Source organism: Cohnella sp. GCM10027633 (genome assembly GCF_042675445.1).
Classification (GTDB): domain Bacteria; phylum Bacillota; class Bacilli; order Paenibacillales; family Paenibacillaceae; genus Cohnella.
In genome coordinates, this window is record NZ_JBHTGV010000002.1 from 151520 (window position 1) to 176099 (window position 24580).

Annotated in this window: 16 protein-coding genes; 15 read left to right on the forward strand and 1 reads right to left on the reverse strand. The window is 60.5% G+C overall.

Features of this window, described 5'->3' with window-relative positions; all coding sequences use genetic code 11:
- Nucleotides 1-61 precede the first annotated feature (61 nt).
- The 15 genes from ACFQZG_RS05410 to ACFQZG_RS05480 all read left to right on the forward strand — a co-directional run bounded on the left by ACFQZG_RS05410 (nt 62) and on the right by ACFQZG_RS05480 (nt 23556).
- Complete coding sequence (locus ACFQZG_RS05410) at nt 62-1636, forward strand: response regulator transcription factor (protein ID WP_378150539.1); 1575 nt, start codon at nt 62-64, stop codon at nt 1634-1636.
- Nucleotides 1620-3404: a cache domain-containing sensor histidine kinase gene (locus ACFQZG_RS05415; RefSeq protein ID WP_378150540.1), complete on the forward strand. Its 1785-nt coding sequence runs from the start codon at nt 1620-1622 to the stop codon at nt 3402-3404. The genes ACFQZG_RS05410 and ACFQZG_RS05415 overlap by 17 nt, the downstream gene beginning before the upstream one ends.
- 125 nt (nt 3405-3529) lie before the next feature.
- On the forward strand, nt 3530-4462 hold the full coding sequence (locus ACFQZG_RS05420) for an ABC transporter permease (protein WP_378150541.1): 933 nt from the start codon (nt 3530-3532) through the stop codon (nt 4460-4462).
- A gap of 42 nt (nt 4463-4504) precedes the next feature.
- Nucleotides 4505-5386: a carbohydrate ABC transporter permease gene (locus ACFQZG_RS05425; RefSeq protein WP_378151573.1), complete on the forward strand. Its 882-nt coding sequence runs from the start codon at nt 4505-4507 to the stop codon at nt 5384-5386.
- A gap of 59 nt (nt 5387-5445) precedes the next feature.
- On the forward strand, nt 5446-7044 hold the full coding sequence (locus ACFQZG_RS05430) for an ABC transporter substrate-binding protein (RefSeq protein WP_378150542.1): 1599 nt from the start codon (nt 5446-5448) through the stop codon (nt 7042-7044).
- Nucleotides 7045-7119: 75 nt separating this feature from the next.
- Complete coding sequence (locus ACFQZG_RS05435; protein ID WP_378150543.1) at nt 7120-10266, forward strand: glycosyl hydrolase; 3147 nt, start codon at nt 7120-7122, stop codon at nt 10264-10266.
- Complete coding sequence (locus ACFQZG_RS05440; RefSeq protein ID WP_378150544.1) at nt 10263-12986, forward strand: glycoside hydrolase family 38 N-terminal domain-containing protein; 2724 nt, start codon at nt 10263-10265, stop codon at nt 12984-12986. The genes ACFQZG_RS05435 and ACFQZG_RS05440 overlap by 4 nt, the downstream gene beginning before the upstream one ends.
- Before the next feature lie 250 nt (nt 12987-13236).
- Entirely contained in the window at nt 13237-14847 is a 1611-nt protein-coding gene (locus ACFQZG_RS05445) for an extracellular solute-binding protein (RefSeq protein WP_378150545.1), read from the forward strand.
- Between the two features lie 262 nt (nt 14848-15109).
- The gene (locus ACFQZG_RS05450; RefSeq protein ID WP_378150546.1) at nt 15110-16087 is read left to right on the forward strand and encodes an ABC transporter permease; all 978 of its coding nucleotides are present in this window, start codon (nt 15110-15112) and stop codon (nt 16085-16087) included.
- On the forward strand, nt 16081-16956 hold the full coding sequence (locus ACFQZG_RS05455; protein ID WP_378150547.1) for a carbohydrate ABC transporter permease: 876 nt from the start codon (nt 16081-16083) through the stop codon (nt 16954-16956). Before ACFQZG_RS05450 ends, ACFQZG_RS05455 begins: the two co-directional genes overlap by 7 nt.
- 64 nt (nt 16957-17020) lie before the next feature.
- The gene (locus tag ACFQZG_RS05460; RefSeq protein WP_378150548.1) at nt 17021-18601 is read left to right on the forward strand and encodes an extracellular solute-binding protein; all 1581 of its coding nucleotides are present in this window, start codon (nt 17021-17023) and stop codon (nt 18599-18601) included.
- Between the two features lie 55 nt (nt 18602-18656).
- Nucleotides 18657-21023, forward strand: coding sequence for a helix-turn-helix domain-containing protein (locus tag ACFQZG_RS05465; RefSeq protein ID WP_378150549.1), 2367 nt, complete (start codon nt 18657-18659; stop codon nt 21021-21023).
- 25 nt (nt 21024-21048) lie between these two features.
- Nucleotides 21049-21948, forward strand: a complete 900-nt coding sequence (locus tag ACFQZG_RS05470; protein ID WP_378150550.1) for a sialidase family protein — start codon at nt 21049-21051, stop codon at nt 21946-21948.
- A 35-nt stretch (nt 21949-21983) separates the two neighbouring features.
- On the forward strand, nt 21984-22955 hold the full coding sequence (locus tag ACFQZG_RS05475) for a helix-turn-helix transcriptional regulator (protein ID WP_378150551.1): 972 nt from the start codon (nt 21984-21986) through the stop codon (nt 22953-22955).
- A 97-nt stretch (nt 22956-23052) separates the two neighbouring features.
- On the forward strand, nt 23053-23556 hold the full coding sequence (locus ACFQZG_RS05480; protein ID WP_378150552.1) for a DinB family protein: 504 nt from the start codon (nt 23053-23055) through the stop codon (nt 23554-23556).
- Between the two features lie 63 nt (nt 23557-23619).
- Here the strand turns inward: ACFQZG_RS05480 and ACFQZG_RS05485 are convergent, their stop codons facing one another.
- Nucleotides 23620-24561 carry a helix-turn-helix domain-containing protein gene (locus ACFQZG_RS05485; protein ID WP_378150553.1) on the reverse strand — a complete coding sequence of 314 codons (942 nt, stop codon included), beginning with the start codon at nt 24559-24561 and terminating at the stop codon, nt 23620-23622.
- Nucleotides 24562-24580: the final 19 nt, after the last annotated feature.

Below are 24580 nucleotides of genomic sequence, written 5' to 3' on the forward strand. Positions count from 1 at the left end.
GAAACGAAGAGCCTTCCCGCGAAATGTGGTCATAAGCAACGACCAAAAAGGGGGACAAGCGATGGCGAATCTGATGATCGTCGACGACGAGGAGACGACGAGGGAAAGTCTGAAGGATCTCGTGCCATGGGCGGACTGGGGCATCCGGGACGTTCGCGCCGCCGAGAACGGCTTGGCCGCGCTTGCGCTCGCGGAGACGTTCCCGCCGGCGATTCTGCTGACCGATATCCGCATGCCGAGAATGAACGGCATCGAGCTCGCGCGCCAGATCCGGGAACGGTGCCCGGCATGCGAGATCGTCTTCCTGAGCGGATTCTCGGACAAGGAGTACTTGAAGTCGGCCATTCAGCTTCACGCGGTCGACTACCTGGACAAGCCGGTCGATCTGGAAGCGCTGCGGACGCTAATCGAGGGCATCGTGAGCCGGATCGAGGCAGCCGACCGGCGCAAGGGCGAAGTTCATTACCGTAGACAAGACGCCGTGCTAGAGCTGATCGGCAGAGGCACGGGCTTGCCCGAGCTGGCCGGGCGCTTGGACCCCGACGTGCTGCGGCTTCGGACGGGCATGCGTTACCTGGTGCTTGCGGCGCAGCTGAATTGGTCGGCATCCGTCGAGAGCGGGGAGAAGGCGATTCTCAAGCACGAGCTGCTCGTCCGCCTCGGCGAGACGGAGCGTCTCGGGGGACTTGCGTTCATCTCGGGCTTCCTCGAGGACGACGCGCTGGCGATGATCGCTTGCGCGGACGCATCGCTGCCCGCGGCAACGGTCGCCGGAACGGCGGCGGAAGCGCTCGGGCGAATCCGAAGCGCGACCGAGGGCGCGTGCAGCTTGACGGTCGGCGTCGCGCCTCCGTTCGCGGACGAAGGCGGCTTCGGTTCGCGGTACAAGGAGGCGCGCGACACGGCGAAGCGGCAATTCTACCTGGGTACCGGCCAAGTCATCGTAGCCGATCGCGCGCGCGAGCCCGGCAGCTATCCGATCGATAAGGGCGAGCTCGCGCGCTTCAAGAAGCTGCTCAGGGAGGAGTCGCCGGAAGAGGTCGCGGCATACGTCGGGCGAACGACCCGGGACATCGCCGCCGCGGGCGACCCGGATACGAACAAGATCCGGAATTTGTACTTCAACTACATGCGCGTCTTGTTCGAGACGACGATGAAGTGGGACCTGACGGAATCCGAGAGCGAGGCCGGCTATCTGTGGCGGGAGATCGATACGCGGGTGACGCTCGGGGAGCTATCCGAGTTGCTGCTCGACAACGTCGACGCCGTCATGCGCAAGCCGGCCGGCAAGGAGCACGGCACGGACAAGCTGGACGAAGTGCTGAAGTACGTCGGCGCCCATTATACGAGCAACCAGCTTACCATCCAATCGATCGCCGACCGCACCTTGCTCAGCCTGACGTATTTATGCGCTTTTTTCAAGAAGTCGACCGGACGCACGTTGAACGATTATATTACCGGCCTGCGCATCGAGAAGGCGAAGGCGTTGCTGCAGGACCGCAACATGAAGCTGAGCGAGATCGCGGCCGCCATCGGGCTGACGGATCCGAATTACTTCTCCACGCTGTTCAAGAAGTACGCCGGCCTTACACCTTCCGAGTACAGGGTGAAACATTACTATGATCAATCCCGTTAAGCGATATCGCGACCTGAACCTGCGCTACAAGCTGTTCCTGCAGTATTTGCTCCTGCTCGCGGTCTCGTTCGGCTTGTTCGTCTTCATCAACTACCGGATCACTGCCAGGGATCTCGAGGAGCAGGCGAGATACTCTTCTCGGCAAGCGTTCGAGCAGAGCCGCGCGTTCATGGAGTACAAGCTCAGCGTCGTCAAGACGTACTTGAACGTTCTGTCGGCGAACGAGCAAGTGCAGGAAGTGCTGAGCCGCACGCCCGAATACTACGGGAACAATTACGGGCTCTGGAACTTCGACATCGAGAAGATCCGCAAGCAGTTCTACTTCTCCAAGCCGAGCAACGACATCTTGAAGACGAGCATGTACACGGACCGGGCCTTCACGGCGGTAGACGAGACCGACGACTTCATGAGAATGGAGCGGATCGTCGGTACGATCGGGTACGAGAACCTTCTGCGCGGCTCGCATACGTTCGAGATGTTTCCGAGCGAAGTCGTCGTCAGCCATCGAGACGGCACGACGAAGACGATCGCGATCGTCCGCAGCATCGCGGACGCGAACAGCCTGCAAGACAGCATCGGCTTGCTGCGGGCGGACGTTCCGGAGAACCTGTTCTCGTCGATTCTGGACCGGGTCGCCTTCTCGGCAACCTCGTCCATCTTCCTCATCGACGACGAAGGAACCGTCGTCTCCCGTTCGTCCCAAGCGGCGGAAGCGGGATTCTCCTTCCGGAACGACGTGCTTAAGGGCAATACGAAGGACGATCTGAAGGCGGGGGCGTGGACGAAGAGGCAGATCGGCAACGAAGTGTACTTGGTCGGCGCGCAGAACGTGGCGGATTCCGATTGGGTTCTCGTCAGTCTCGTCCCGTATCGCGACATTCTCGGTTCGCAGCGCGACAACGTCAAGCAGATGATGTACATTCTGCTCGCGATCGCGGTCTTCTCCTTGCCGCTCGCGTTCCTCGCGGCTTCGTCGGCCACGCGTCGCATCCGTACGCTCATCCGGCAGATGAAGAACGTCAAGCAAGGCGACTTCGACGTGCACGTGCAGCATAGCAGCAAGGACGAGATCGGCGAGCTCGCCCGCAATTTCAAGTCGATGATCTCGCGGGTATCCCAGTTGCTCGAAGACAAGTACGAGCTCGGGCAAGAAGTGAAGTCGATGGAGCTCAAGGCGCTGCAGGCGCAGATCAACCCGCATTTTCTGTACAACACGCTCGACTTGATCTACTGGAAGGCCATGCGCATTCACGAGCAGAGCATCTACGAGCTGGTCCAGGCGCTGTCCAAGTTCTACAAGCTGAGCCTCAGCAGAGGAGAGGACATCGTCACCCTGCAGAACGAGCTCGCGCATATTCAGGCGTACGCCGACATTCAGAACGCCAGATTCAAGAACGGCATCGCGCTATCCTGGGAGGTGTCACCCGACCTGCTAGATCACCCGATTCCGAAAATCACGCTGCAGCCGCTCGTCGAGAACGCGATCATCCACGGCATTCTCGAGACGGAAGAAGGCAAGGGGTCTATCGTCGTACGGGCATACGCGGAGGGCAACGTCCTGGTCATCACCGTGAAGGACGACGGCGTAGGCATCGTGCGGGAGAAGCTCGGCGGCATCCTCGACGAGCTGGGAGCGGACCCGACCCGGGGCTACGGCGCGAGGAACGTGAACCGCAGAATTAAGCTGCTGTTCGGGGAGCGTTACGGATTATCGTACAGGCACAACGACGGGCCCGGCGTGACGGCGGTCATCTCGTTGCCGTTGTAGACCGCGCCATAAAATAACCAAGAGATCGTAATTTTGCCTCGTGGCGGCGCGAATGCGAACGCTATATGATGGGATCAACAACTTGAAAGCGCATACATGAGTGTGCTTGGAAGGAGGAGAACGCAATGGAGGCGGTCCGGAAAAAACGCGGATTTCTCTACGAAATCTATAAGAATAAGATTCTATATCTGATGTTCTTGCCCGTCGGAATCTACTTCCTCGTGCTAGCCTACCTGCCGATGCCGGGGGTCATTATCGCCTTCAAGGAGTACACGTATAACGGCGGCATCTTCGGAAGCGAATGGAACGGGCTGACGAACTTCGAATTTTTCTTCCACTCCGGCAAGCTGTGGAACGTCACGAAGAACACGATCCTGTTCAACCTGGCGTTCCTGGCGCTCAATACGATCGTCTCGGTGCTCGTCGCCGTCCTCATCGCGGAGATGGTCGGCAAGTGGTTCAAGAAGACGGCCCAGACGTTCATGTTCCTGCCCTACTTCATCTCCTGGGTGACGGTGTCGGCGTTCTTCTACAACATCTTCAACTACGATTACGGCACGGTGAACGGCTGGCTCCGGTCGATCGGGGCCGAGCCGATCGACATCTACTCGAATCCGAACGCCTGGCTGATCCTGCTCCCGCTGTTCTACGTCTGGAAGGGCATCGGCTTCTCGAGCGTGCTGTACTTGTCGGCCATCATGGGCACGGACCAAGAGAGCTACGAATCGGCGAAGATCGACGGCGCGAACATCTATCAACGCATCCGGTACATTACGCTTCCGCTGCTTACGCCGACGATCGTCACGCTCCTCCTGCTCGGCTTGTCCCGTATCATGCGCGGCGAGTTCGACATGTTCTACCAGTTGATCGGAGACAACGGGCTGCTGGCGGACAGGACGGACATCATCGACACGTTCGTCTTCCGGTCGCTCATCTTCTCGAACGACTTCGGCATGTCCTCCGCGGGCGGCGTGTACCAGTCGGTGCTCAGCTTCTTCATCATCTACGCCGTCAACTGGATGGTGAAGAGATGGAATCGCGATTATGCCCTCTATTAGACCGATCCTCCGAGCGGAGAAAGGCGGGTATCCCTTGTGAAAATGACCAAAGACGTGCTTTCCTTCAACATTCTGGCGTTCCTCGTCGTCGGAACGGTCGGCATCGCCGCGATTCTGCCGTTCGTCCTGCTGCTCGTCGGATCGATCGAATCCGAGAGCACGATTCTGCGGCACGGTTACTCGCTCTTCCCGAGAACGTTCGATCTCAGCGCGTACAAGTTCATCGCGAGCGAGCCGGGCAAGCTGATCCACAGCTACATGGTTACGATCTTCATTACGGTCGTAGGGACGTGCGTCGCCATCTTCTTCTCCTCGATGTGCGCCTACGTCCTGTCGAGGAAGGACGTCAAATACCGCAACCACCTGGCGTTCTACCTGTTCTTCACGACGCTGTTCAGCGGCGGGCTCGTTCCTTACTACTTGCTCGTGTCCAACTATCTGGACCTGCGCAACTCGCTGTCGATCCTGCTCCTGAACGGCATGTTCAACGTCATCTACATTCTCATTCTGAGAACTTATATCTCGGGCAGCATCCCGGACTCGATCTCCGAATCGGCGAAGATCGACGGCGCGAACGACTTCCGGATCTTCATTACGATCGTGTTCCCGCTGCTTAAGCCGGCGCTCGCCTCCATCGGCCTGTTCATCGCGCTCGGCTACTGGAACGACTGGTATACGGCGATGCTCTTCATCTCCGAGGATCAGCTGTTCCCGCTGCAATACACGCTATACCGCATCTTAAGCTCCACGACGTTCGCGAAGCAACTGCTTCAGAACAGCGGCGCGGTATCGGCCATCGAGCTCCCGCAGCAGACCGTCAAGCTCGCGCTGACCGTCGTCGCGACGGGGCCGATCGTCTTCGCCTATCCGTTCGCGCAGAAGTACTTTATCGCCGGTCTGACGATCGGCTCGGTCAAAGGTTAATCCCGCTCTACGTGGGCGGTTAACAAGATACAACCAATATATGGGAGGTTGCTACGAAGATGAGCATGCAAACCAAGCCGTTCCGTTCCGTCTTGTTCGCCATGATCTGTCTCATGCTTGTACTAGCTGCTTGCTCCAACAACAACGATAAGAATGCGAGCAGCAGCAGCGCTCCGCCTTCGGAGACGAGCGCGCCGTCGGAATCGAACACGCCGTCAGAGTCCAGTACGCCGTCCGAATCGGCCCCCGAGCCGCTGGAGAAGGTGACGCTCCGGTTCGTCCTGCTCGGCGAAGCGCCGAAGGACAATGACGCCGTCATGGCGGAGGTCAACAAGAAGCTGCAAGCGGACCTGAACGCGACGATCGAGCTGACGTACTTGCCGTTCGCCGAATACGAGACTAAGTACCCGCTGGTGTTGGCTTCCCCGCAGGATTGGGACGTCATCTTCGGCAACGTGAACTACGGCTCGAACGCGTCCAAAGGCGGTTACCGCGAGATTACGCTCGACGACGTGAAGAACAACATGCCCATGACCGCGGCGGCCACGACCGACGGCATGTGGGCGGATGCCCGCGTCGACGGCAAGATCTACATGATCCCGCAAACGTTCAAGGAGCTCGACGTCGGCACGGGATTCTATCGCGAGGATATTCGGAAGAAGTATAGCGTGCCCGAGATCAAGTCCTATGCGGACCTCACCCCGTACTTCCAAGCGATCAAGGACAACGAGAAGGGCATGCTGCCAGTCGACGGCGGCGCTACCGACATTCAGGGCATCTTCGGCGGGCTGCTGCAGAACTGGGTGCACAAGGAATCGCGCGACCTGATCGGCTTCTTCCCGGACGATCCGAACTACACGATCACCGGTCTGCTCGACGAGGGCTTCAAGGCGAAGTACACCGCGGCCGCGAAGCAGATGAAGGAGTGGGCGGACAAAGGCTTCTTGCCGAAAAACCCGTTCGTTCAAAAAACGGCGGCCCAAGATCTCGCCAAGGAAGGCAAATCCGGCTATTGGGGTAACGCGTTCGAGAACTACGCGCAGTACAGCAACGACATGATCGCCAAGGGCTGGGAGCTCGGCTCTGTCAACAACCTGACCGCCTCCGGTGTCGTCATGACCCGTCCGGCGACGGGCAACGGCTTCGCGTTCTCGCCGGCGACCAAGAACTATGAACGCGCCATGAAGGCGGTCGACTTGCTGCATCAGGACAAATCGTACAACATGCTGCTCGCGTTCGGCGTCGAAGGCAAGCACTACACGATCAACGGGGACGGCAAGCTCGTCGTCGCCAAGTCCGATCCGAACCCGTACCCGATGTACGGAGCGGGTTGGTGGTCCAACAACCGCGACCAATGGCCGCCGCTCGAGAGCTACACGCAGCAGTACATCGACACGAAGAAGGCGTTGCTCGACAAGGCGGCTCCGTATCTGCTTAACGGCTTCAACGTCGACACGTCGAACATCAAGACGGAGCTCGCCCTTATCGTGAATATCGAGAAGCAATACTCGTTGCCGATTCAACTGGGTCTCGTCAAAGACGTCGACGCTTCCGTCGCCGATCTCATCGAGCGCTATAAGAAAGCGGGCGCGGAGAAAGTCGCCGAAGAAGTCAAGAAGCAAGCGGCCGCGTTCGTCGCTTCCAAGCAAGCCAAGTAACGACGGAATGCAGTCTGTCGCGAGCGGCCCCTCCGGTTGAACGGAGGGGCCTTGCTGATGAGAGGAGAGAGCGCAATGGAATCGTCGGGTAACGGAGCCTTCTCCTTGTTCGAGTCGCCGACCGAAGCGTATCGGGGCAAGCCCTTCTGGTCGTGGAACGGGGAATTGAACCAAGAAGAAATGCTGCGCCAGATTCGCGTGTTCAAGGAGATGGGCTTCGGCGGCTTCTTCATGCATTCGCGTACGGGCTTGGCAACGGAATACTTGGGCGACGAGTGGATGGACCTTACCGAGGCTTGCGCCGAAGAGGCGGAGAAGCTCGGCTTGGAGGCATGGCTGTACGACGAGGACCGGTGGCCGAGCGGAACGGCGGGGGGAACGGTGACCGCCGACCCGGCCTATCGGCGAAGGTTCATTCGGCTGAGCGTCTATCCCCCCGGCGAGTATGCGGGCGCGGAGGGGGCGATCGCCGTCTTCGCGTGCAGGCTCGAAGGGTTGGCCGTATTCGATTGCCTGCGGCTGGAGGATCGGGATACGGAGACGGGGAGCGTTGATCCGTCTCAGTGGGTGCTGGCGTTCACGATCGAGGAGATGGCCGGCGAGCCGTTCTATAACGGGAACTGCTACGTCGATACGATGAACGCGGACGCGACGGCCCGGTTTCTGGAGAGTACGCACGAGAAGTACGGAGACCGGATCGGACGGCGCTTCGGGCAAGTCGTCCGAGGCATCTTCACGGACGAACCGCACCGCGGAGCGGTCATGGACGGCTTCGGCCTGCGCAATCGCGACGCGGAATGGTTGACGCCTTGGACGGACGCGTTGTTCGAAGCGTTCGACCGACGATTCGGGTATGGCTTGGAGGACCGCTTGCCGGAGCTGTTCCTGCACCCGGAAGGCCGGGCCGTATCGCAGGTGAAGTGGCATTACATGGAGCTGCTGCAGCAATTGTTCCTGGACAACTTCGCCGTGCCGGTGCGGGAGTGGTGCGGGCGGAACCGGATGATTCTGACCGGGCACGTGCTGCACGAGGATTCGTTGTCCGCGCAAGCGGCCATGTGCGGATCCGTCATGCGGTATTACGAGCATATGGATTATCCGGGCGTGGACGTCTTGACGGAAGGCAACAGGTGCTATTGGATCGTTAAGCAATTGTCGTCCGCTGCGCGCCAGACGGGACGGCGGTGGCTGTTGTCCGAGCTGTACGGGTGCACGGGATGGCAGATGAACTTCAAGAGCCATAAGGCGGTCGGAGATTGGCAAGCGCTCTTCGGCATTAACCTGCGGTGCCACCATCTCTCTTGGTACACGATGGAGGGGGAAGCGAAGAGGGATTATCCGGCGAGCCTGTCCGACCAATCGGCTTGGTGGAGGGAGTATGCGTACGTCGAGACGTACTTCGCCCGTCTCGGCGTGATATTGTCCCAGGGCAAGCCGATATGCGACGTGCTCGTGCTGAATCCGATCGAGAGCGTATGGTGTCAAGTGTACCCGGGATGGTCTCGGCAGTTAGAGGCGCAGTCTCCTGCCGTCCGGCAACTGGAACGGCAATACGAGGATCTGTTCCATTGGCTCGCGGGCGCCCGCATCGACTTCGATTACGGCGACGAAGAGATGATGGCGCGGCTCGGCGGCATTGATGCGGATGAGGACGGACGGCCTGTCTTCGAGCTCGGTCAAGCCCGCTATCGCACCGTCGTCGTCGGCGGCATGGAGACGATGAGAAGCGCGACGCTGGCGTTGCTTCGCCGGTTCCGGGAGGCGGGCGGCAACGTGCTCTTCGTCGGCTCCGCGCCGGGCTACGTCGATGCCGTCCTTTCCGACGAGGCTTCGGCGTTGGCTGCGGATTCGACGAGCGTCCCCTTCTCCCGGGACGAGACGATCGCGGCGTTGCGTCGGCTCGGTTCGGCGGGAATTCTGGTGACGGATTCGGCGACTGGACAAGAGATCGACGATATGTGCGCCCAGATTCGGGAAGAGGGCGACGTGCTGTACCTCGTGCTGTTGAACATGGACGGCAACCGGGGCAAAAGCGGCGTTCGCATTCGCGTCCCGGCGACAGGGGTGGCGGAAGAGTGGCACTGCGCGACGGGTACCCGGACGGTCGTCGGCGCCGAGCTCGAAGAAGACGGAATGGTTATCGTAGCCGACTTCCCTCCCGGAGGCGAGAGGGCGTTCGTGATCGACCGGTCGAAGGCTCCCGTATCCGTACCCGTGGCTGTTCGCGATGTCGCCGATTTCGTTCGCGCGGGTACGTGGGAGGGATCTTTCGCTTACCGGTTGGAAGAACCGAACGTGTGCGTGCTGGATTACGCCTCCCTGCAGCGGGGAGAAGAACCGGCGAGAGAGGCCGACGACATCTTGCGCGTCGATCGCGCGATTCGCTCGGAGATCGGCGTTCCGTTCCGCGGAGGCGATATGGTCCAGCCTTGGTTCGCGGCCAAGAATGGCGCTCGGGAAGCTTCGGAGGGTTACCCCGTCAAGCTGGCGTTCGATTTCCAAGCGGAGCATATCCCGGAAGGGGACGTCTGCCTCGCGATCGAACGGCCGGAACGGTTCCTCGTCACCGTGAACGGGTGCCCGGTTACGAACCGGTCGACCGAGGGGCGATGGGTCGACCGCTGCTTCGTTCGGCTTGCGATTCCCTCGGAAGCGCTGAGGCTCGGGGATAATCGGGTCGTGTTGGAGACGAGGTTCGAAGAGGCTTCCCAGTTGGAAGCGATCTACGTGCTAGGTTCGTTCGGCGTCGACTTGCAAGGTAACCGCAAGACGCTGACGAGACTGCCCGAGAAGCTGGACGTCGGCGACGTCGCGAAGCAAGGCTTGCCCTTCTACGGAGGGCGCATCACGTATTCGTTGCCGCGGCCAGTCTCGGATGCCTCCGGATCCGAAGGCATCCGAGACTGGCCGCTCGTCGTATCGTTTCCTTCCTACGAGGCCGCCTGCCTCGTCGTTCGCGACGGGCGAGAGGAACGAGTCGTCGCTTGGGAGCCTTGCGAAGCGCGTATGGATTGGAGCGGCAGTCCGGAAGCGAAGGGAGATCTTGAGGTCGACGTCGTGCTGACGAGACGCAATACGTTCGGTCCGCTGCATATGTTGCCTGCCGTTGCTCCCTTCTACGCGCCATGGAGCTGGTTGACTGAAGGGGACGCCTACACGGACGGTTACGTGCTGTGGCCGGCAGGACTGCTGGCCGCGCCGGAATGGAGGATCGTACGATGACGAGACGTAAGGCGTTCGTGACGCCGACGACGCACTGGGATCGCGAATGGGTCATGACGAGAGGGCAGTTCCAAGTCCGTTGGGTGAATCTGGTCGATCGTCTGCTGAGCATCATAGCCGAGCATCCGAATTACCGGTTCTTACTCGACGGGCAAGCGATCGTCTTGGAAGACTACTTGTCCATTCGGCCGGAGAAGCGGGAGCTGGTGTCTTCGCTGCTGTCCGAAGACCGATTGATCGCCGGTCCTTGGTACGTGCTCGCGGATCAGTTTCTGGAGAACGGGGAATCGATGATCCGCAACCTGCTCATCGGGATGCAGGAAACGCGCGGGAAGGGCGGGCGACCGATGATGCTCGGCTACGTGCCGGATTCCTTCGGCAGCTTGGCCAGCCTGCCGCTCATCCTGAACGGCTTCGGCATCCGGCTCGCGACGTTCGGGCGAGGACGGCCGACGCGGGACGAGGATCGGTCCTGGTACGAATTCGAATGGGAGGGACCCGCGGGCTCGAGCGTCTTGGCGGCCAACCGCGGGTATAGCGAAGGAGTGTTCCTGAGCTATCCGGACATCTGGACGGATATAACGAGGCCGGAATCGCTGCGGCCGGAACCGGCGGCGGTGCTGGAGGCGTTCTTGAAGGAAGCCGCGGAACAGAGCGCGAAGGCGGCGGCATCGCCGCTATACTTCCCGGTCGGCATCGATCATATGGAGCCGAGAGCTTCTCTGCCGGGCATCGTCGACTACATCAACGCGAACCAGGACGAATACGAGATCGTCTTCGGCACGCCGGAAGACTACTTGAACGCCGTGGCGGCGGAAGCGGGGACCTTACAGCAATATCGCGGCGAGATGCGGGGCTCGGAGCAGGCGCCGATGGATCTCGTCGGCACGCTCTCCTCGCATATGCCCTTGAAGCAAGCGAACGACCGCTGCGAGACGATGCTGCAGAGAAGCTTGGAGCCGCTATGGACGATGGCTCGCATGGCGGGCGGCGCGGCATATCCGGCCGGACTGCTTCGCCATCTATGGAAGCTGCTGCTCGCGAACCACCCGCACGACTCCATCTGCGGCTGCAGCCTGGACCAAGTGCACCGCGACATGATGAACCGCTACGAAGAGATCGAGGGCACGGGAGCGTATCTGATCAAGGACGGCTTGCACGCGCTATTGCCCGCCATCGACACGTCGCATGCGGACGAACGTGCCGTCGCCCTCGTCGTCGTGAATCCGCTCGGAAGGACGAAGACGGCGCCGGTACGGCAGCTCGCTCGCGTTACGCGCCGATTCAAGCACGAAGCCTACGAGCTGATCGACGAGAAGGGAGCCGTCGTTCCTTCGCGCGTTCGCCGGGTCGCTTGCAAGAACAAGGACTTGGAGAGCGTCTATATGACCGCGGACATGCTTGCCCGCGTGTCGTCCAAGGACGCGGACGACGACAAGGCGGACGATCTCGTGTTAACCGTCTTGGAGGTCGACTTCTTGGCGGAAGCGGTGCCGGGAATCGGATACCGGACGTATTGGATTCGGCAAGCGAGTCTGGCAAGCAGGGAAGCGGTCGTAACGGCGACGGCGACGGCGATGGCGAAGGTGAAGGCAACCGACAACGGCATGGAGAACGCCGGGCTTGCCGTTCGCTTCCATGCGGACGGAACGTTCGACTTGACCTACAAGCGGACGAGTCGCGTCTATTCGGGGCTGCATTACTTCCTGGATCGAGAAGAGGTTGGGGATCTGTACGACCATCATGAGTACCCTGAGCGGGACGAGAGAGATTCGCGCGCCGTCGGGGCGGCATGGCGGCTGCACGAAGCGTTCGCCGACCGGGTCGTGTTCCGAGCCGAGCTGGCTTGGTCACTGCCCGAAGCAGCCGGGCCGTCGGCTCGCTCCGCGACGCAGCGCCGAATGCCGATCGTCGCTTACGCGACGCTGCGCGCGGGCATCGATCGGCTGGAGTTAGCCGTCGAGCTGGACAATAACTGCGACGACCACATGCTTCGCGTCGCGTTCGAGACGGGCATCCGGACGGAGACGGCGTCCGCGTACGATCACTATCACGTCGTCGAGAGGACGGCGGGCAAGCCCGGACCGGAGTGGCGGGACGAACCGTTCCAGGAATTCGTCGACGTGTCCGACGGCAGGGACGGCCTCTGCCTATCTACGCGAGGCTTGCCGGCTTACGAGGCGGAGCAAGGGGACGACGGCGTTCGCCTGCTCTTGACGCTGCTTCGGTCCGCCGGCCATATCGGACCCGCGGCCGGAGCGAACTATCCGGCGCCGGGCGGCCAATGCCGTGGCGAGCATCGCTTCGAATACGCGCTCATTCCGCATGAAGGCGATTGGCGGCAAGGCGATTGCTTGGCCCAGGCGAGCGATTACCGGACGCCGCTGCTCGCCGAAGGCGATTCGCTGCACGGTGGCGAGCTCCCTTCTTGCGCCTCGTTGCTTCGCGTCGCCGATGCCGACGGCGCGGAGCCGTTCGCCAGCTGTCTGAAGCAGGCGGAAGACGGGGACGGTTTGGTGCTGCGGCTATGGAACGATCGCGAGTCGCGAGTCATATCGGCGTCGAGTCCGCTAGGCGTCGTCAAGGCGCGAAGCGTCATGCTCGACGAGTCGGATGCGGATGCGGAGGGGGCGAATGCGGATGGCGCCGGCGGGTTTGATTGTCCGGCTGAATCCATCCTGACGCTAAGGTTCGGAGACGGAGCGGGAGCAATCGAATAGAAGAACCGCGAGGCAAGGGTTATTCTTCGGTCGGCTAGCCGACCAAGGGATGACCCTCTTTAACGTCTTACGAACCAGAACGATTATAAGTATCCAAACCGCTGATTCAGCGGAAAGAAGCGAAAACGGCGGATTGATCGATGGAAGGGGCGGCGTTCCGCGTGCCATGATTCGGGTACGGTCCGTACGGCGGAGATTGGAATCGCTTACACCATGCGGAACGATATTATCGAATCGAGAGGGAGATCACATGAGACAGATCGCGAGAACCCGCATCACCGCTTTATGCGCAGTAAGCTTGTCCGCAGCGTTGGTAGCGGGGTGCGGCAACGACGGCAATACGAATACAGAGAATAGCGCGCCGGCGTCCGCATCCGCCCCCGCATCCAGCCAAGCCGCAAGCGAGACGCCGAAGGAGCCCGCGGCGCTCTCCATGATCCAGCCGGATCTCGGACGGGTATGGAAGGACGACAATCCGGGGACCAAGGAGCTCGAGGCCCGCGCGAACGTCAAGCTGAAAGTGACGATGTATCCGAACAACGATTTCAACAGCAAGTACAACGTGCTCGCCGCTTCGGGCGATATCCCGGACCTCAGCCGGCTCGGCGCCTTCGACTACCAGAACTACGCGGATCAAGGTCTCTATATGGATCTGACGGAACTGATCGAACAGTACGGTCCGAACCTGAAGCAGAACATCCCGGCCGAGCTGTGGGAGCTGACGAAATACAAGGGCAAGCAGTTCGTCATCCCGTACGAGAACGTCGCGGGCAAGGAAGTCCCGGTTCTGCGGAGGGACTGGTTGGATAAGCTGCAGCTGAAGGCGCCCACGAACCTCGACGAATTCGAAGCGATGCTGCAAGCGTTCACGTTCGACGATCCGGACGGCAACGGCAAAGCCGACACGTACGGACTGGGCGTGACGAACACCTACAGCGAATCGTTCATGCCGATCTTCGGCGCGTACGGCGTGGCGCCCGGCTTCATCGGCGGCAGCACGCCGATGGCGAGCTACGCGAAGGACAATACGATTACCCCCGTCGCGGTGTCGCCGGAGTATAAGGAGGCGATCGGCTACATCAAGAAGCTGTGGGACGCCAAGGTCATCGATCCTGAGCTGTTCACGCTCAAGGCCGACCAAGCGCTGCAGAAGGCGGCGCAAGGCAAGATCGGGTACTTCAACGCCTGGTGGTCGATCGCGCCGCAGCAGCTGACCCAGCAATTGAAGATGAACGAGATCGTGCCGGGCGCGAAGTGGGATCCGATTCTGCCGGGACTCGTCGGACCGGAAGGCAAGAGCGGCATGTACTCCTTCGGCAACGTCGGCGCATCCGTCGCGATCTCCGCGAAAGCCAAAAACCCGGAGGAAGCGATTAAGTTCCTCGACTACCTGTCCACGGAAGAAGGCTGGGAGCTCGCGCGCTTCGGCATTAAGGGCACGCATTATACGTCGGCGACCGAGCCGAGAACACCGGAAGGCCAGCAAGCGTACGACGAGAAGTGGCTCGATCCGCTGAGCCAGGTCGTCTCCCGCGTCGATCTCGTGCAGAAGGCCGCGGCCGGTACGACGAACCCGGTCGAGATCGAGAACAACCGGTTCATCAACGCCGCATCGAGCTATACGTTGTACCAGGACATCTTCTACGGCATTCCGCTGACGGAGGAACACAAGACGTACGGCGCCGACGTGGCGAAGTACGAAGAAGAGATGTTCATCAAGTTCGTCACGGGCGTAGAATCGCTCGACAAGTGGGACGATTACGTCGCGACGTGGAAGAAGAAGGGCGGCAAGACCGTATTCGATTCCAAGGTTAACAAGTACAACGAGCTGAAGGGCACGCAGATGGCTTCCGGCGTATAAGCCGACGACAAGCCCGGAATAGAACGGGAGCGCGGGTCGCTCCGACGGGGGGCCGCGCTCGCGGTCCCCCGTTCCGTTCCCGAATGCGCCAAACCGACGTTATTTATCCGAATCGACGATTCGGCGAAATGGCGCCGTATGCGCGATTTGTCCGCTAGCGGCCGCGCGCCCGCCGTGCCATGATACGGATACGGATCGGCCGCGATAGACCGAAACCGCTTACACCTACACCATAACTTCCATCGCAAGAAGGAGAGGGACGATGCCGATGTCATCTGCTAACCTGAGCGCGCCCGCGGTCGCCGCGCGGGAGAAGGCGCGAACGAGCAAGCGGAGAGGATTCCGCAATACGATGAGACGTTACGGTTCGCTGTACGCGCTGTTCGTTCCGGTGCTCGCGTACTACGCAATTTTCCATTACGCTCCGATGGCCGGGGGCATTATCGCGTTCAAGCATTACAACTTCATGGACGGCATGTTCGGCAGCCCTTGGGCGGGGCTGGACCACTTCAAGAGATTCATCGAGAACGGGGACTTCTGGGTCGTGTTCAACAACACGATCGTGCTCGCCTTCTATCGGACGTTGTTCGGCTTCCCGGCCCCGATTCTGTTCGCGATCCTGATGTACGAGATGAGGTTCGCGAGGTGGCGGCGCCTGTTCCAGACCGTGTCGTACTTGCCGCACTTCGTCTCTTGGGTCGTCGTCTACGGCTTGATGTACAACTTCTTCTCGGAGAGCGGCCTGATCAACTCGATACTGAAGTCGTCGTTCGGCGACACGGTTCCGTTCCTGTCCTCGACCGACTACTTCCGGACGATGTTCGTCGGAAGCGCGCTGTGGAAGGAAATCGGCTGGAACGCGATCATCTTCCTGGCCGCGCTGACGAAGGTCGATCCCCATCTGTACGAAGCTTCCGCGATGGACGGGGCGAACCGCCTGCAGCGCATGTGGCACATTACGCTGCCCGGCATCCGGAGCGTCATCAGCATCATGTTCATCATGAGCCTCGGCGGGCTGCTCAGCGTCAGCTTCGAGCAAGTGCTCGTCATGATCAACCCGCAGGTGTCTTCCGTCGCGGAGGTACTCGACTATTACATTTACCGCGTCGGTCTGCTCAACATCAACAACTTCAGCTACGCGGCGGCCGTGGGCATGTTCCGGACGCTCATCGCGCTCGCGCTCGTGCTGATCGCCAACCGGATGGCGAAGAAAATCGACGAGGAGGGCGGCATATGGTAAAGGGCTCGACCGGCAATCTGACGAAGCCCGGCATCGCCGACTATGCGATCTGGGCGTTCCTGATGCTCATCTGCGTCACGACTCTGTATCCTTTCCTGAACGTGCTGTTCGTCTCGTTCGCGAATATGAAGGACATCGTCGAGAACAATGGGATGCTGCTGTTCCCCAAGTCCATCCATCTCGACAGCTATCGTTACGTGCTTCGCTACTCGGGCTTGCTGGACGCTTACGGCGTCACGATCTTCATTACGGTCGTCGGCACGATCATCAACCTCGTCATGACGTCGCTGGGCGCGTACGTGCTGTCCAACCGGGATTTGCCGGGACGCAACGTCTTGATGATGATCGTGCTCATCGCGATGCTGTACAGCGGCGGCTTGATTCCGTCCTACCTCGTCGTGCGCTCGCTGCATCTGGTCGACACCGTATGGGCGCTCATGCTGCCTTCCGCGATCAACGCTTGGCTGCTGATTCTCATGCGCAACTTCTTCCAAGGGGTTCCTACGGAGCTCCGGGAGTCGGCCCGCATCGACGGGTGCTCGGAGCTAGGGATCATGATCCGCATCATGATGCCGCTGTCGCTGCCGATCATCGCCACGCTCGCGCTCTTCTACGGCGTCGGGCACTGGAACGAATATATTAACGTCATTATCTATATCAACAATCCCGATCTATCGACGCTGCAGTTGATTCTGCGGAAAATGTACACGTTCTCCATCGACCAACTGAGCGGCGACAGCCTGCCTCCGCCCGTCGAGACGATACGCGCCGCGACGATCATGATGTCGGCGCTGCCGATCGTGATGGTGTATCCGTTCCTCCAGAAGTATTTCGTGCAAGGACTCATGGTAGGATCTGTAAAGGGATAAAAGGCTATGTTGTCGTCCGGGCTTGGCTTATAATATAACTCTATCAGACGGGAGGGGGATGCCGATGAAACCGACGACGAGATCCCGCGCGGCCGCTTGCTGCGCCTTATCCTTAACGGTCGCGATGGCGGCCGGCTGCGCGAACGGCGGCAACGCGCCGACCGGTTCCGGCGCGGCCGGCGACGGCGATTCGCCGCGTGCCTCCGCATCGCTCTCCCTCATCCAGCCGGATCTCGGGCGCGTCTGGAAGGACGACAACCCGAGCACGCTGGAGCTCGAAGCCCGGACCGGCGTCAAGCTGAAAGCGACGATGTATCCGAACAACGACTTCAACGGCAAGTACAACGTGCTCGCCGCTTCGGGCGACATCCCGGATCTCAGCCGGCTCGGCGGCTTCGATTACCAGAACTACGCCGACCAAGGCCTCTATCTGGAGCTGACGGACCTCATCGACCGCTACGGTCCGAACTTGAAGAAGAACATTCCCGCGGAATTGTGGGAACTGACGAAATATAAGGGCAAGCAATACGTCATCCCTTACGAGAACGTCGCCGGCAAGGAAGTGCCGGTCGTGCGGGGCGATTGGCTGGATAAGCTGGGGCTGAAGCCGCCGGCGAACCTGGACGAGTTCGAAACCATGTTGCAAGCGTTCACATTCGAGGATCCCGACGGCAACGGCGCGGACGACACGTACGGGCTCGGGGTGACGAACTCCTACAGCGAATCGTTCATGCCGATCTTCGGCGCCTACGGCATCGCGCCGGGCTTCATCGGCGGCAGCGCGCCGATGGCGAGCTACGCGGAAGGCGATACGATCGTTCCCGTCGCGATATCTCCGGCTTACAAATCGGCGATCGCGTATATCAAGAAGCTGTGGGACGCCAAGGTCGTCGATCCGGAGCTGTTCACGATTAAGCAGGATCAGGCGTTGCTGAAAGCGGCCCGAGGCAAGATCGGCTACTTCAACGCATGGTGGTCGATCGCGCCGCAGCAACTGACCCAGCAGTTGAAGATGAAGGAGCTCGTGCCGGAGGCAAGGTGGGAGCCGATCCTGCCCGGCATCGTCGGTCCGGAAGGCAAGAGCGGCATGTACTCTTTCGGCAACGTCGGCGCATCGATCGCGATTTCGGCGAAGGCCGAGCATCCCGAAGCGGCGATCCGGTTCTTGGATTACTTGTCGACGGAAGAAGGCTGGGAGCTGGCGAAGTTCGGCGTGAAGGGGACGCACTATACGTCCGCGACCGAGCCGAGAACGCCGGAAGGTCAGCGGGCTTACGACGAGAAGTGGCTGGACCCGCTCAGCCAGATCGTCTCCCGCGTCGATCTCGTCCAACAGGCCGGAGAGGGCACGAAGGACCCGATCGAGAGAGAGAACAACCGGTTCATCGATGCGGCTTCGAGCTATACGTTGTATTCGGATATTTTCTACGGCATCCCGCTTACGGAGGAACATAAGACGTACGGCGCCGACGTGGCGAAGTACGAGGAGGAGATGTTCATCCGGTTCGTGACCGGCCAAGCGTCGCTGGACGAATGGGACGACTACGTCGACACGTGGAAGAAGAAGGGCGGCAAGGCGGTGCTCGATTCCAAGATCGTCCTGTACAACGAGCTGAAGGGGACGCGGATGAAGGCCGGGGCGTAACGTGCTCGGACGAAGGGGGCGCGGCGCCGTTCCGCATGGGGAGGGGGGTCTACCGATGGTTCGCGCGAAGAGATGGCGATTCATGCAGAGCAGCTTATTTGAGTATTTCTATTATTTCTTGGCGTTGTCGTTATTGGTTGCGTTTACATCCGGCGGCGCGCTCTATTATACGTCCTCGAAGATTCTGTGGAAGGATGCCATCCAGTCGAGCAGCAATACGCTGCAGTTGCTGAAGAACGGGCAGGAGATCGTCCTGTCCGAGGTCGACAAGGCGATGGAAGCCGTATTCCTCGACTCGACGTTCCTGAACTACATGGAGTATCAGAACAATTCCGATATCGTCATGCAGCTTCGGGTCCAGCAGCGGCTGGACAACGTCGTGCTCGCGAGCGACTACATTCATTCCGTCTATATTTACTATACCGGCCCGCGGTTCGTCTTGTCTTCCAAGGACGGCGCGCTTCCGCTGGCGCAGTTCAACGACCGGGCGTTCGCCGAGTCGCTCGTCGGCCAGACGATCGACGAGTCGTTCGATCGCACGCGCGCGCTTCCCGCGATCTCGTCGACGCGCGACGAGACGGTCATGACGATCGTGAAGACGCTGCCGATCATCTATTCGGGAACGCCGGCCGCGTACGTCGTCATGAACATCAAGAGCGACTATCTAATCAAGATCATGGACTCCCTCAACACGAACGACGACGCGCACTTGATCGTGACCGACCGGGAAGGCCATATTCTCTCTCAGAAAACATCGGAGGATTCGTCGCCCGTCAGCGGAACGTCGGGCGAATTCGATATCTCGATATTGAGCGGCGCGTCCGGGAACCTGTTCACCGACGTACGGGGCGCGGAATCGCTCGTCTGCTACGTCCAATCCGAGGCGAGCGGCTGGAAGTACATCTACACACTCCCGAAGAAGGCGATCACGAAGAGCCTGAGCGTATGGAGCAAGGCGACGGTCATCATCTGCACGCTTGCGATTCTGCTTAGCTTGCTCGGCTCGCTCTTGTTATCGAGGCGAATATTCAATCCCCTTAATCGTATGCTCGGCATGCTGCGGGGGGCATCGAGCGATTCCCGGCAAGCCGCGGACGGCGGCAAGGAAGTCGCGCAGATCGAACGGAACGTCAACCGGCTCATCGTGCACAATCAAGACTTGACGCTGCTGCTCCAGGATTACGAGAAGCACAGCCGCGATAAGTTCCTGCTGCGGCTCGCGAGCGGCGTCGAGCTGATCGACGCCAGGACGACGGAACGCCTCACGTACTACGGGGTCAAGCTCGATGCGGAAGGCAGCTTCCTTATCGTCATCGTCTCCCTGGACGATTACGCGAAGTTCAGCCAGGAAGTGCACGAATCGATGCGCAACGAGCTGCTCGTGAAGCTGTCCGAACGGATCCAAGCCGAAGCTTTCGGCGACCGGTTCGATGCCGGCTACCTCGTCGAGTCCGAGACGAACGAGATGGTGCTCGTGCTGAACGCGCGCCATACCGGGGAAGACGCCGCGGCGATACGCGCCGAGCTGTACCCATGGCTTCGTTACTTGCACGAGACGCTGCAGGCGGAATCGGGCCGATCGGTCACGCTCGGCGTCAGCTCGCTGCACAGAGGGCTGAACGAGCTGGGCGAATGCTTCTCGGAAGCCGAATCCGCGGCCGGGCAGAAGCTCATCTACGGCTATAACAACGTGATTTTCTACAAGGAGCCTCAGACGGAGTCGGCCATCGCCCTCTACCCGCTGAAGATCGAGAAGCAGCTGCTCACGTTCTTCAAGACCGGGAACAGAGACGGCGTCTCGCAGAGCCTGTTGGAGTTCGAGCGTCATATGATGACGCACCATGCCGACCAGATCGAAGTCGTCCGGCAGTACTTCCTGCAGTTGTTCTCGTCTTCCTTGCGGAGCATCTACGAGATCGACGCCAATCTCGGCTTCCAGTCGTCCATCCAGCAATTGCGCTACACCGACTTGATCGAGCTGGAGACGATGCAGAGCATGGTGAAGTACATGCAGGTGCTGTACGATCTGATCCTCGACCAGCTCGACCAGAAGAGAAGCATGAAGAACAAGGAATTGATCGCAGACGTGACCGCATACGTCGACGAGCATCTCGGCGAGGACCTGTCGATCGAACGGCTAAGCGAGCTGTTCGCGATCAGCACGTCGCACCTGCGGAAGATCTACAAGGAAGAGACCGGCCGCACGCTCAAGGAGACGATCGGCGACAAGCGGATCGACAAGGCGAAGGCGCTCCTCGGCGAGCCGAATTGGAAGATACAGGACATCGCCTTGCAAGTCGGATATTTAACCGTGCAATCGTTCGCGAAGGCGTTCAAGATGGAGACCGGCAAGGCGCCGGGCGAATATCGGGAACAGCTCCTTCGCGGGAACGGCGCGGGCGTCCGGAGGACGTCCGAGTAGCAAGCGAAGAGAGGAGCGCGCAATTGTGGCAAGCTTATCGTTAGCCGGCATTCCGTCGCCGATCTTGTTAAAGGGCAACGAACGGATCGCCTACCGCGATCCAGCGGCCATCTACGCTGATGGCGTATTCCGTTTATTCTACACGTTGGTTGAGACGGAGGAGGACGGGCAAGCGTTCCTCTATACGGCTACGAGCGAGAGCAGAGACTTGATTCGCTGGAGCGAGCCGAGACGGCTGACGCCGAGAGATCAAGCCTTGAACTATTCGAGTCCCGGCAATGTCGTTCGTCGCGACGGCCGGTGGGTCATGTGCCTGCAGACGTACCCGCGGCCGAACGGGGAGAAGTACGCGAACGGGACGGCCCGCCTCTATACGATGGAGAGCGCGGATCTCGTTCATTGGACGGAGCCGGAGCTGCTGAAGGTGAAGGGAGTAGATACGCCGGTCGAGGAGATGGGCCGCATGATCGACCCGTACCTTGTCGAGAGCATTCAAGAGCCCGGCAAGTGGTGGTGCTTCTTCAAGCAGAACGGCGTCAGCATGTCGTATTCGTACGATCTGAAGCATTGGTCGTACGCCGGGCATGCCGAGGCAGGAGAGAACGTGTGCGTCGTCGCCCGGGGAGACCATTATCTGATGCTTCATTCCCCGGACAACGGAATCGGCGTCAAGCGATCCGCGGACCTCGTCCGTTGGGACGATGACGGGACGCTTCTCACGCTCGGTCAGCGGGAGTGGGAGTGGGCGAGAGGCCGGATAACGGCCGGTTTCCTGCTGGACTGCACCAGCGTAGCGGGAATCGGCAAGTACTTGCTGTTCTTCCACGGAACCGGCCCTCAGGGCGAGGACGTCATCTTCGATACTCACGCGTGCATAGGCATCGCGTGGAGCGACGATCTCGTCGAATGGCATTGGCCGGTATGATAGACTGAGACTATGTTAGTCTCAGAGGTGATCCGATGGCAAAATGGGATAATATGCTGTCCATGCTATGGATGCTGCGGGAGGGGAGGAAGCTCACCGCCTCGCAGATCGCGGACAGTCTGGAGACGAGCGTCCGCACGGTGTACCGGTATATCGACGCCTTATGCGCCAGCGGCGTGCCGGTCGTCGCGGAATCGGGCCACGACGGCGGCATCCGCATCCTGGATAGCTTCAAGGAGACGCCGTTGTTCTTCAACCCGCTGGAGCTGAAGGCGCTCTTGGACGCTTATAAATTCGCGCAAGGCGCCGGCTATCCGTATACGGAAGAGCTGGAAGGCGCGCTGAAGAAGGTGGAGAACGGGCTGCACGAGGAGCAGCGGCACGACCTGACCCGGCTGACGGGCGGGTTGGACGTCTTCGCTCCGGCTAGGCCGCCTTCGGTCGTCCCGTCGCTGCGGGAGCTCGAGCAGGCGGCGAAGGACGGACGAACGGTCCGCATCGCCTATCGCAAGGAGAACGCCGAGCAAGCCGGCGAGCGAGAGATCGATCCGTACGGCTTGGCGTACGACCGCAACGAATGGTACGCCGTCGCGTTCTGCCGCAGGTCGCGGGCGGTGCGGACGTTCCGGGTGGACCGCATCGAGCGGACGGAGCCGACCGAAGAGACGTTCGAGAAGCCGGAGGGCTTCTCCGCATCCGCGTACTTCCGGGACCGATCCGAGCAAGGGCGGGTGGCGGACGGTCCGTCCGTCGTTATCCGCATCGAAGGAGAGCAAGACGCGCTGAACGCGGTATGCGCGCACTGGCATCTGCGACACTACGTGACGGAGCGGACCGACCGGGAAGCGCGCTTCCTGCTCGACGCTCCGACGATGGACAAGTACCTTCCAGCCTATCTGTTGACGTTCGGCACGTCCATTCGCATTCGGGAGCCGCTGGCGCTGAAGCGCCGGGTCCGGGAGCTCGCGTCCGCGATCGCCGCGCAGCACGAAGACGATCCCGATTGAACTTCGCTGACAGCGTTTGTCATCGAACCCGTCGTATGATAGGAACAAGGCGATGGCAGCCGAACGACGAAGAAGAGAAGGAAGGGTGAAGTCATCCATGGTTCAACGCGCGAATGAATTATTCGACTATCATGTCTGGGCGAACGACAGACTGTTCGCTCATCTGGAACAGCTTCCGCAAGACGTTTTCCAAGCGGAGGTGACGAGCGTATTCCCGTCCGTGGCTCGGACGCTCGGACATATTTACTTGTTCGATCAGCTGTACCTGCACGTGCTATCGGAAGTGCCTAACGAGGAGATTTTCCCGAAGATGCCGGGGTGGACGGAGGAGTCGCAGGGCAGAACCGTCGACGAGATGCGGCAGCTGTTCGCCGGCGTCGCCGAACGGTATCGCGACTTGCTGTTGCGTACGCCCGATCCGGACAAGGCGATGACGATCTCGCATCCGCGGCACGGCAGTCTCGATACGCGGTTCTCCGACATTCTGCAGCATGTGGTCAACCACGGGACGTATCATCGGGGCAACATAACCGCGATGCTTAGGCAGCAAGGGCATGCGGGGATCCCGACCGATTACTTGTTCTATCTGATGGAGCGGTAGGAGCGGCGGAGTAAGACGAACGGCGGCAGACGAGGACTCACGGGTCCCCGGCTGCCGCCGTTTTTACTTGCCGTTCGCTTCCAGCCTATACTTCAGCGGAGTGGTGCCGATCGCTTTGCGGAACACTTCGCGGAAGTGGCCGGGATCCTTGTATCCGACGCTTCTGCCGATCTCGTCGACGGAATCGTCCGTGTCCCGCAACAGCCGGCACGCCAGCTCCGCGCGTCTATGCTGCAGATAGGCCGAGAACCCCATCCCCGTCAGCTTCCGGAACAGCCGGATGAAGTTCCGTTTGCTCATGCCGGATTCGTCGGCCAGACTCTCCGCCGTGAGGGGCTCCGCGATGCGATCGGCCATCCCCTCCAACAACCTCAGCAGCCCGGTTCGGCCTGCGCCGCCCGTCGAAGCGGACGCTGCCCTGGGGCTAGCTGCCTCCGCCGACAGCCTGTCGATTCGTACGGCCAGATGCATCACGTCCGACAGCATGCTCTGTCCGTAGCCGCTAGGCTTCTCCGTGAACTCCCGGTGCAGCCGTTCGAACAAGCTTCCGAGCTCCATTCTCCGATCCAAGAGCGAGAGATGCGTCCCCGGCTCGCCGGCGAAGACGGACGGCGCGTCCCCGCCGATATGCCGCCCGATCCAAGCGGTCAACTCGTCGATGAACGCCGGCCGGATGCACAGATTGTAGACGAGCAGCCGATTCGATCCCGTCGCGCTCACGGGGCGGAATAGATGGGAGGTGCCGACCGGCAAGACGTAGAGCCTGCCCTTTCCCGTTCTCTCCACGCCGTCTCCTACGTAGTGGAAGCCTTCGCCCGACATGACGTAGACGATTTCCGCGTAGGCATGACGGTGTTCCCGCAGCTGGAAGCCTTCCTCCCACCGATTGACGAAGAAAGGGAAGTCCCCCTGAAAATGCTCGGACTCCGCGGAGTGATGGAGCTGCGCTTTGGCCGCTTTTTTCGTATGGGAATGTCCTTCTATAATGGTGTCACTATGGCCCATGTTCGTTGTCACTTCTCCC

What these genes read in the sequence shown, in the direction of transcription:
- ACFQZG_RS05410 (WP_378150539.1), top strand. Translation starts at nt 62, where the DNA reads ATGGCGAATCTGATGATCGTCGACGACGAGGAGACGACGAGGGAAAGT.
- ACFQZG_RS05415 (WP_378150540.1), top strand. Translation starts at nt 1,620, where the DNA reads ATGATCAATCCCGTTAAGCGATATCGCGACCTGAACCTGCGCTACAAG.
- ACFQZG_RS05420 (WP_378150541.1), top strand. Translation starts at nt 3,530, where the DNA reads ATGGAGGCGGTCCGGAAAAAACGCGGATTTCTCTACGAAATCTATAAG.
- ACFQZG_RS05425 (WP_378151573.1), top strand. Translation starts at nt 4,505, where the DNA reads ATGACCAAAGACGTGCTTTCCTTCAACATTCTGGCGTTCCTCGTCGTC.
- ACFQZG_RS05430 (WP_378150542.1), top strand. Translation starts at nt 5,446, where the DNA reads ATGAGCATGCAAACCAAGCCGTTCCGTTCCGTCTTGTTCGCCATGATC.
- ACFQZG_RS05435 (WP_378150543.1), top strand. Translation starts at nt 7,120, where the DNA reads ATGGAATCGTCGGGTAACGGAGCCTTCTCCTTGTTCGAGTCGCCGACC.
- ACFQZG_RS05440 (WP_378150544.1), top strand. Translation starts at nt 10,263, where the DNA reads ATGACGAGACGTAAGGCGTTCGTGACGCCGACGACGCACTGGGATCGC.
- ACFQZG_RS05445 (WP_378150545.1), top strand. Translation starts at nt 13,237, where the DNA reads ATGAGACAGATCGCGAGAACCCGCATCACCGCTTTATGCGCAGTAAGC.
- ACFQZG_RS05450 (WP_378150546.1), top strand. Translation starts at nt 15,110, where the DNA reads ATGCCGATGTCATCTGCTAACCTGAGCGCGCCCGCGGTCGCCGCGCGG.
- ACFQZG_RS05455 (WP_378150547.1), top strand. Translation starts at nt 16,081, where the DNA reads ATGGTAAAGGGCTCGACCGGCAATCTGACGAAGCCCGGCATCGCCGAC.
- ACFQZG_RS05460 (WP_378150548.1), top strand. Translation starts at nt 17,021, where the DNA reads ATGAAACCGACGACGAGATCCCGCGCGGCCGCTTGCTGCGCCTTATCC.
- ACFQZG_RS05465 (WP_378150549.1), top strand. Translation starts at nt 18,657, where the DNA reads ATGGTTCGCGCGAAGAGATGGCGATTCATGCAGAGCAGCTTATTTGAG.
- ACFQZG_RS05475 (WP_378150551.1), top strand. Translation starts at nt 21,984, where the DNA reads ATGGCAAAATGGGATAATATGCTGTCCATGCTATGGATGCTGCGGGAG.
- ACFQZG_RS05480 (WP_378150552.1), top strand. Translation starts at nt 23,053, where the DNA reads ATGGTTCAACGCGCGAATGAATTATTCGACTATCATGTCTGGGCGAAC.
- ACFQZG_RS05485 (WP_378150553.1), bottom strand. Translation starts at nt 24,561, where the DNA reads ATGGGCCATAGTGACACCATTATAGAAGGACATTCCCATACGAAAAAA.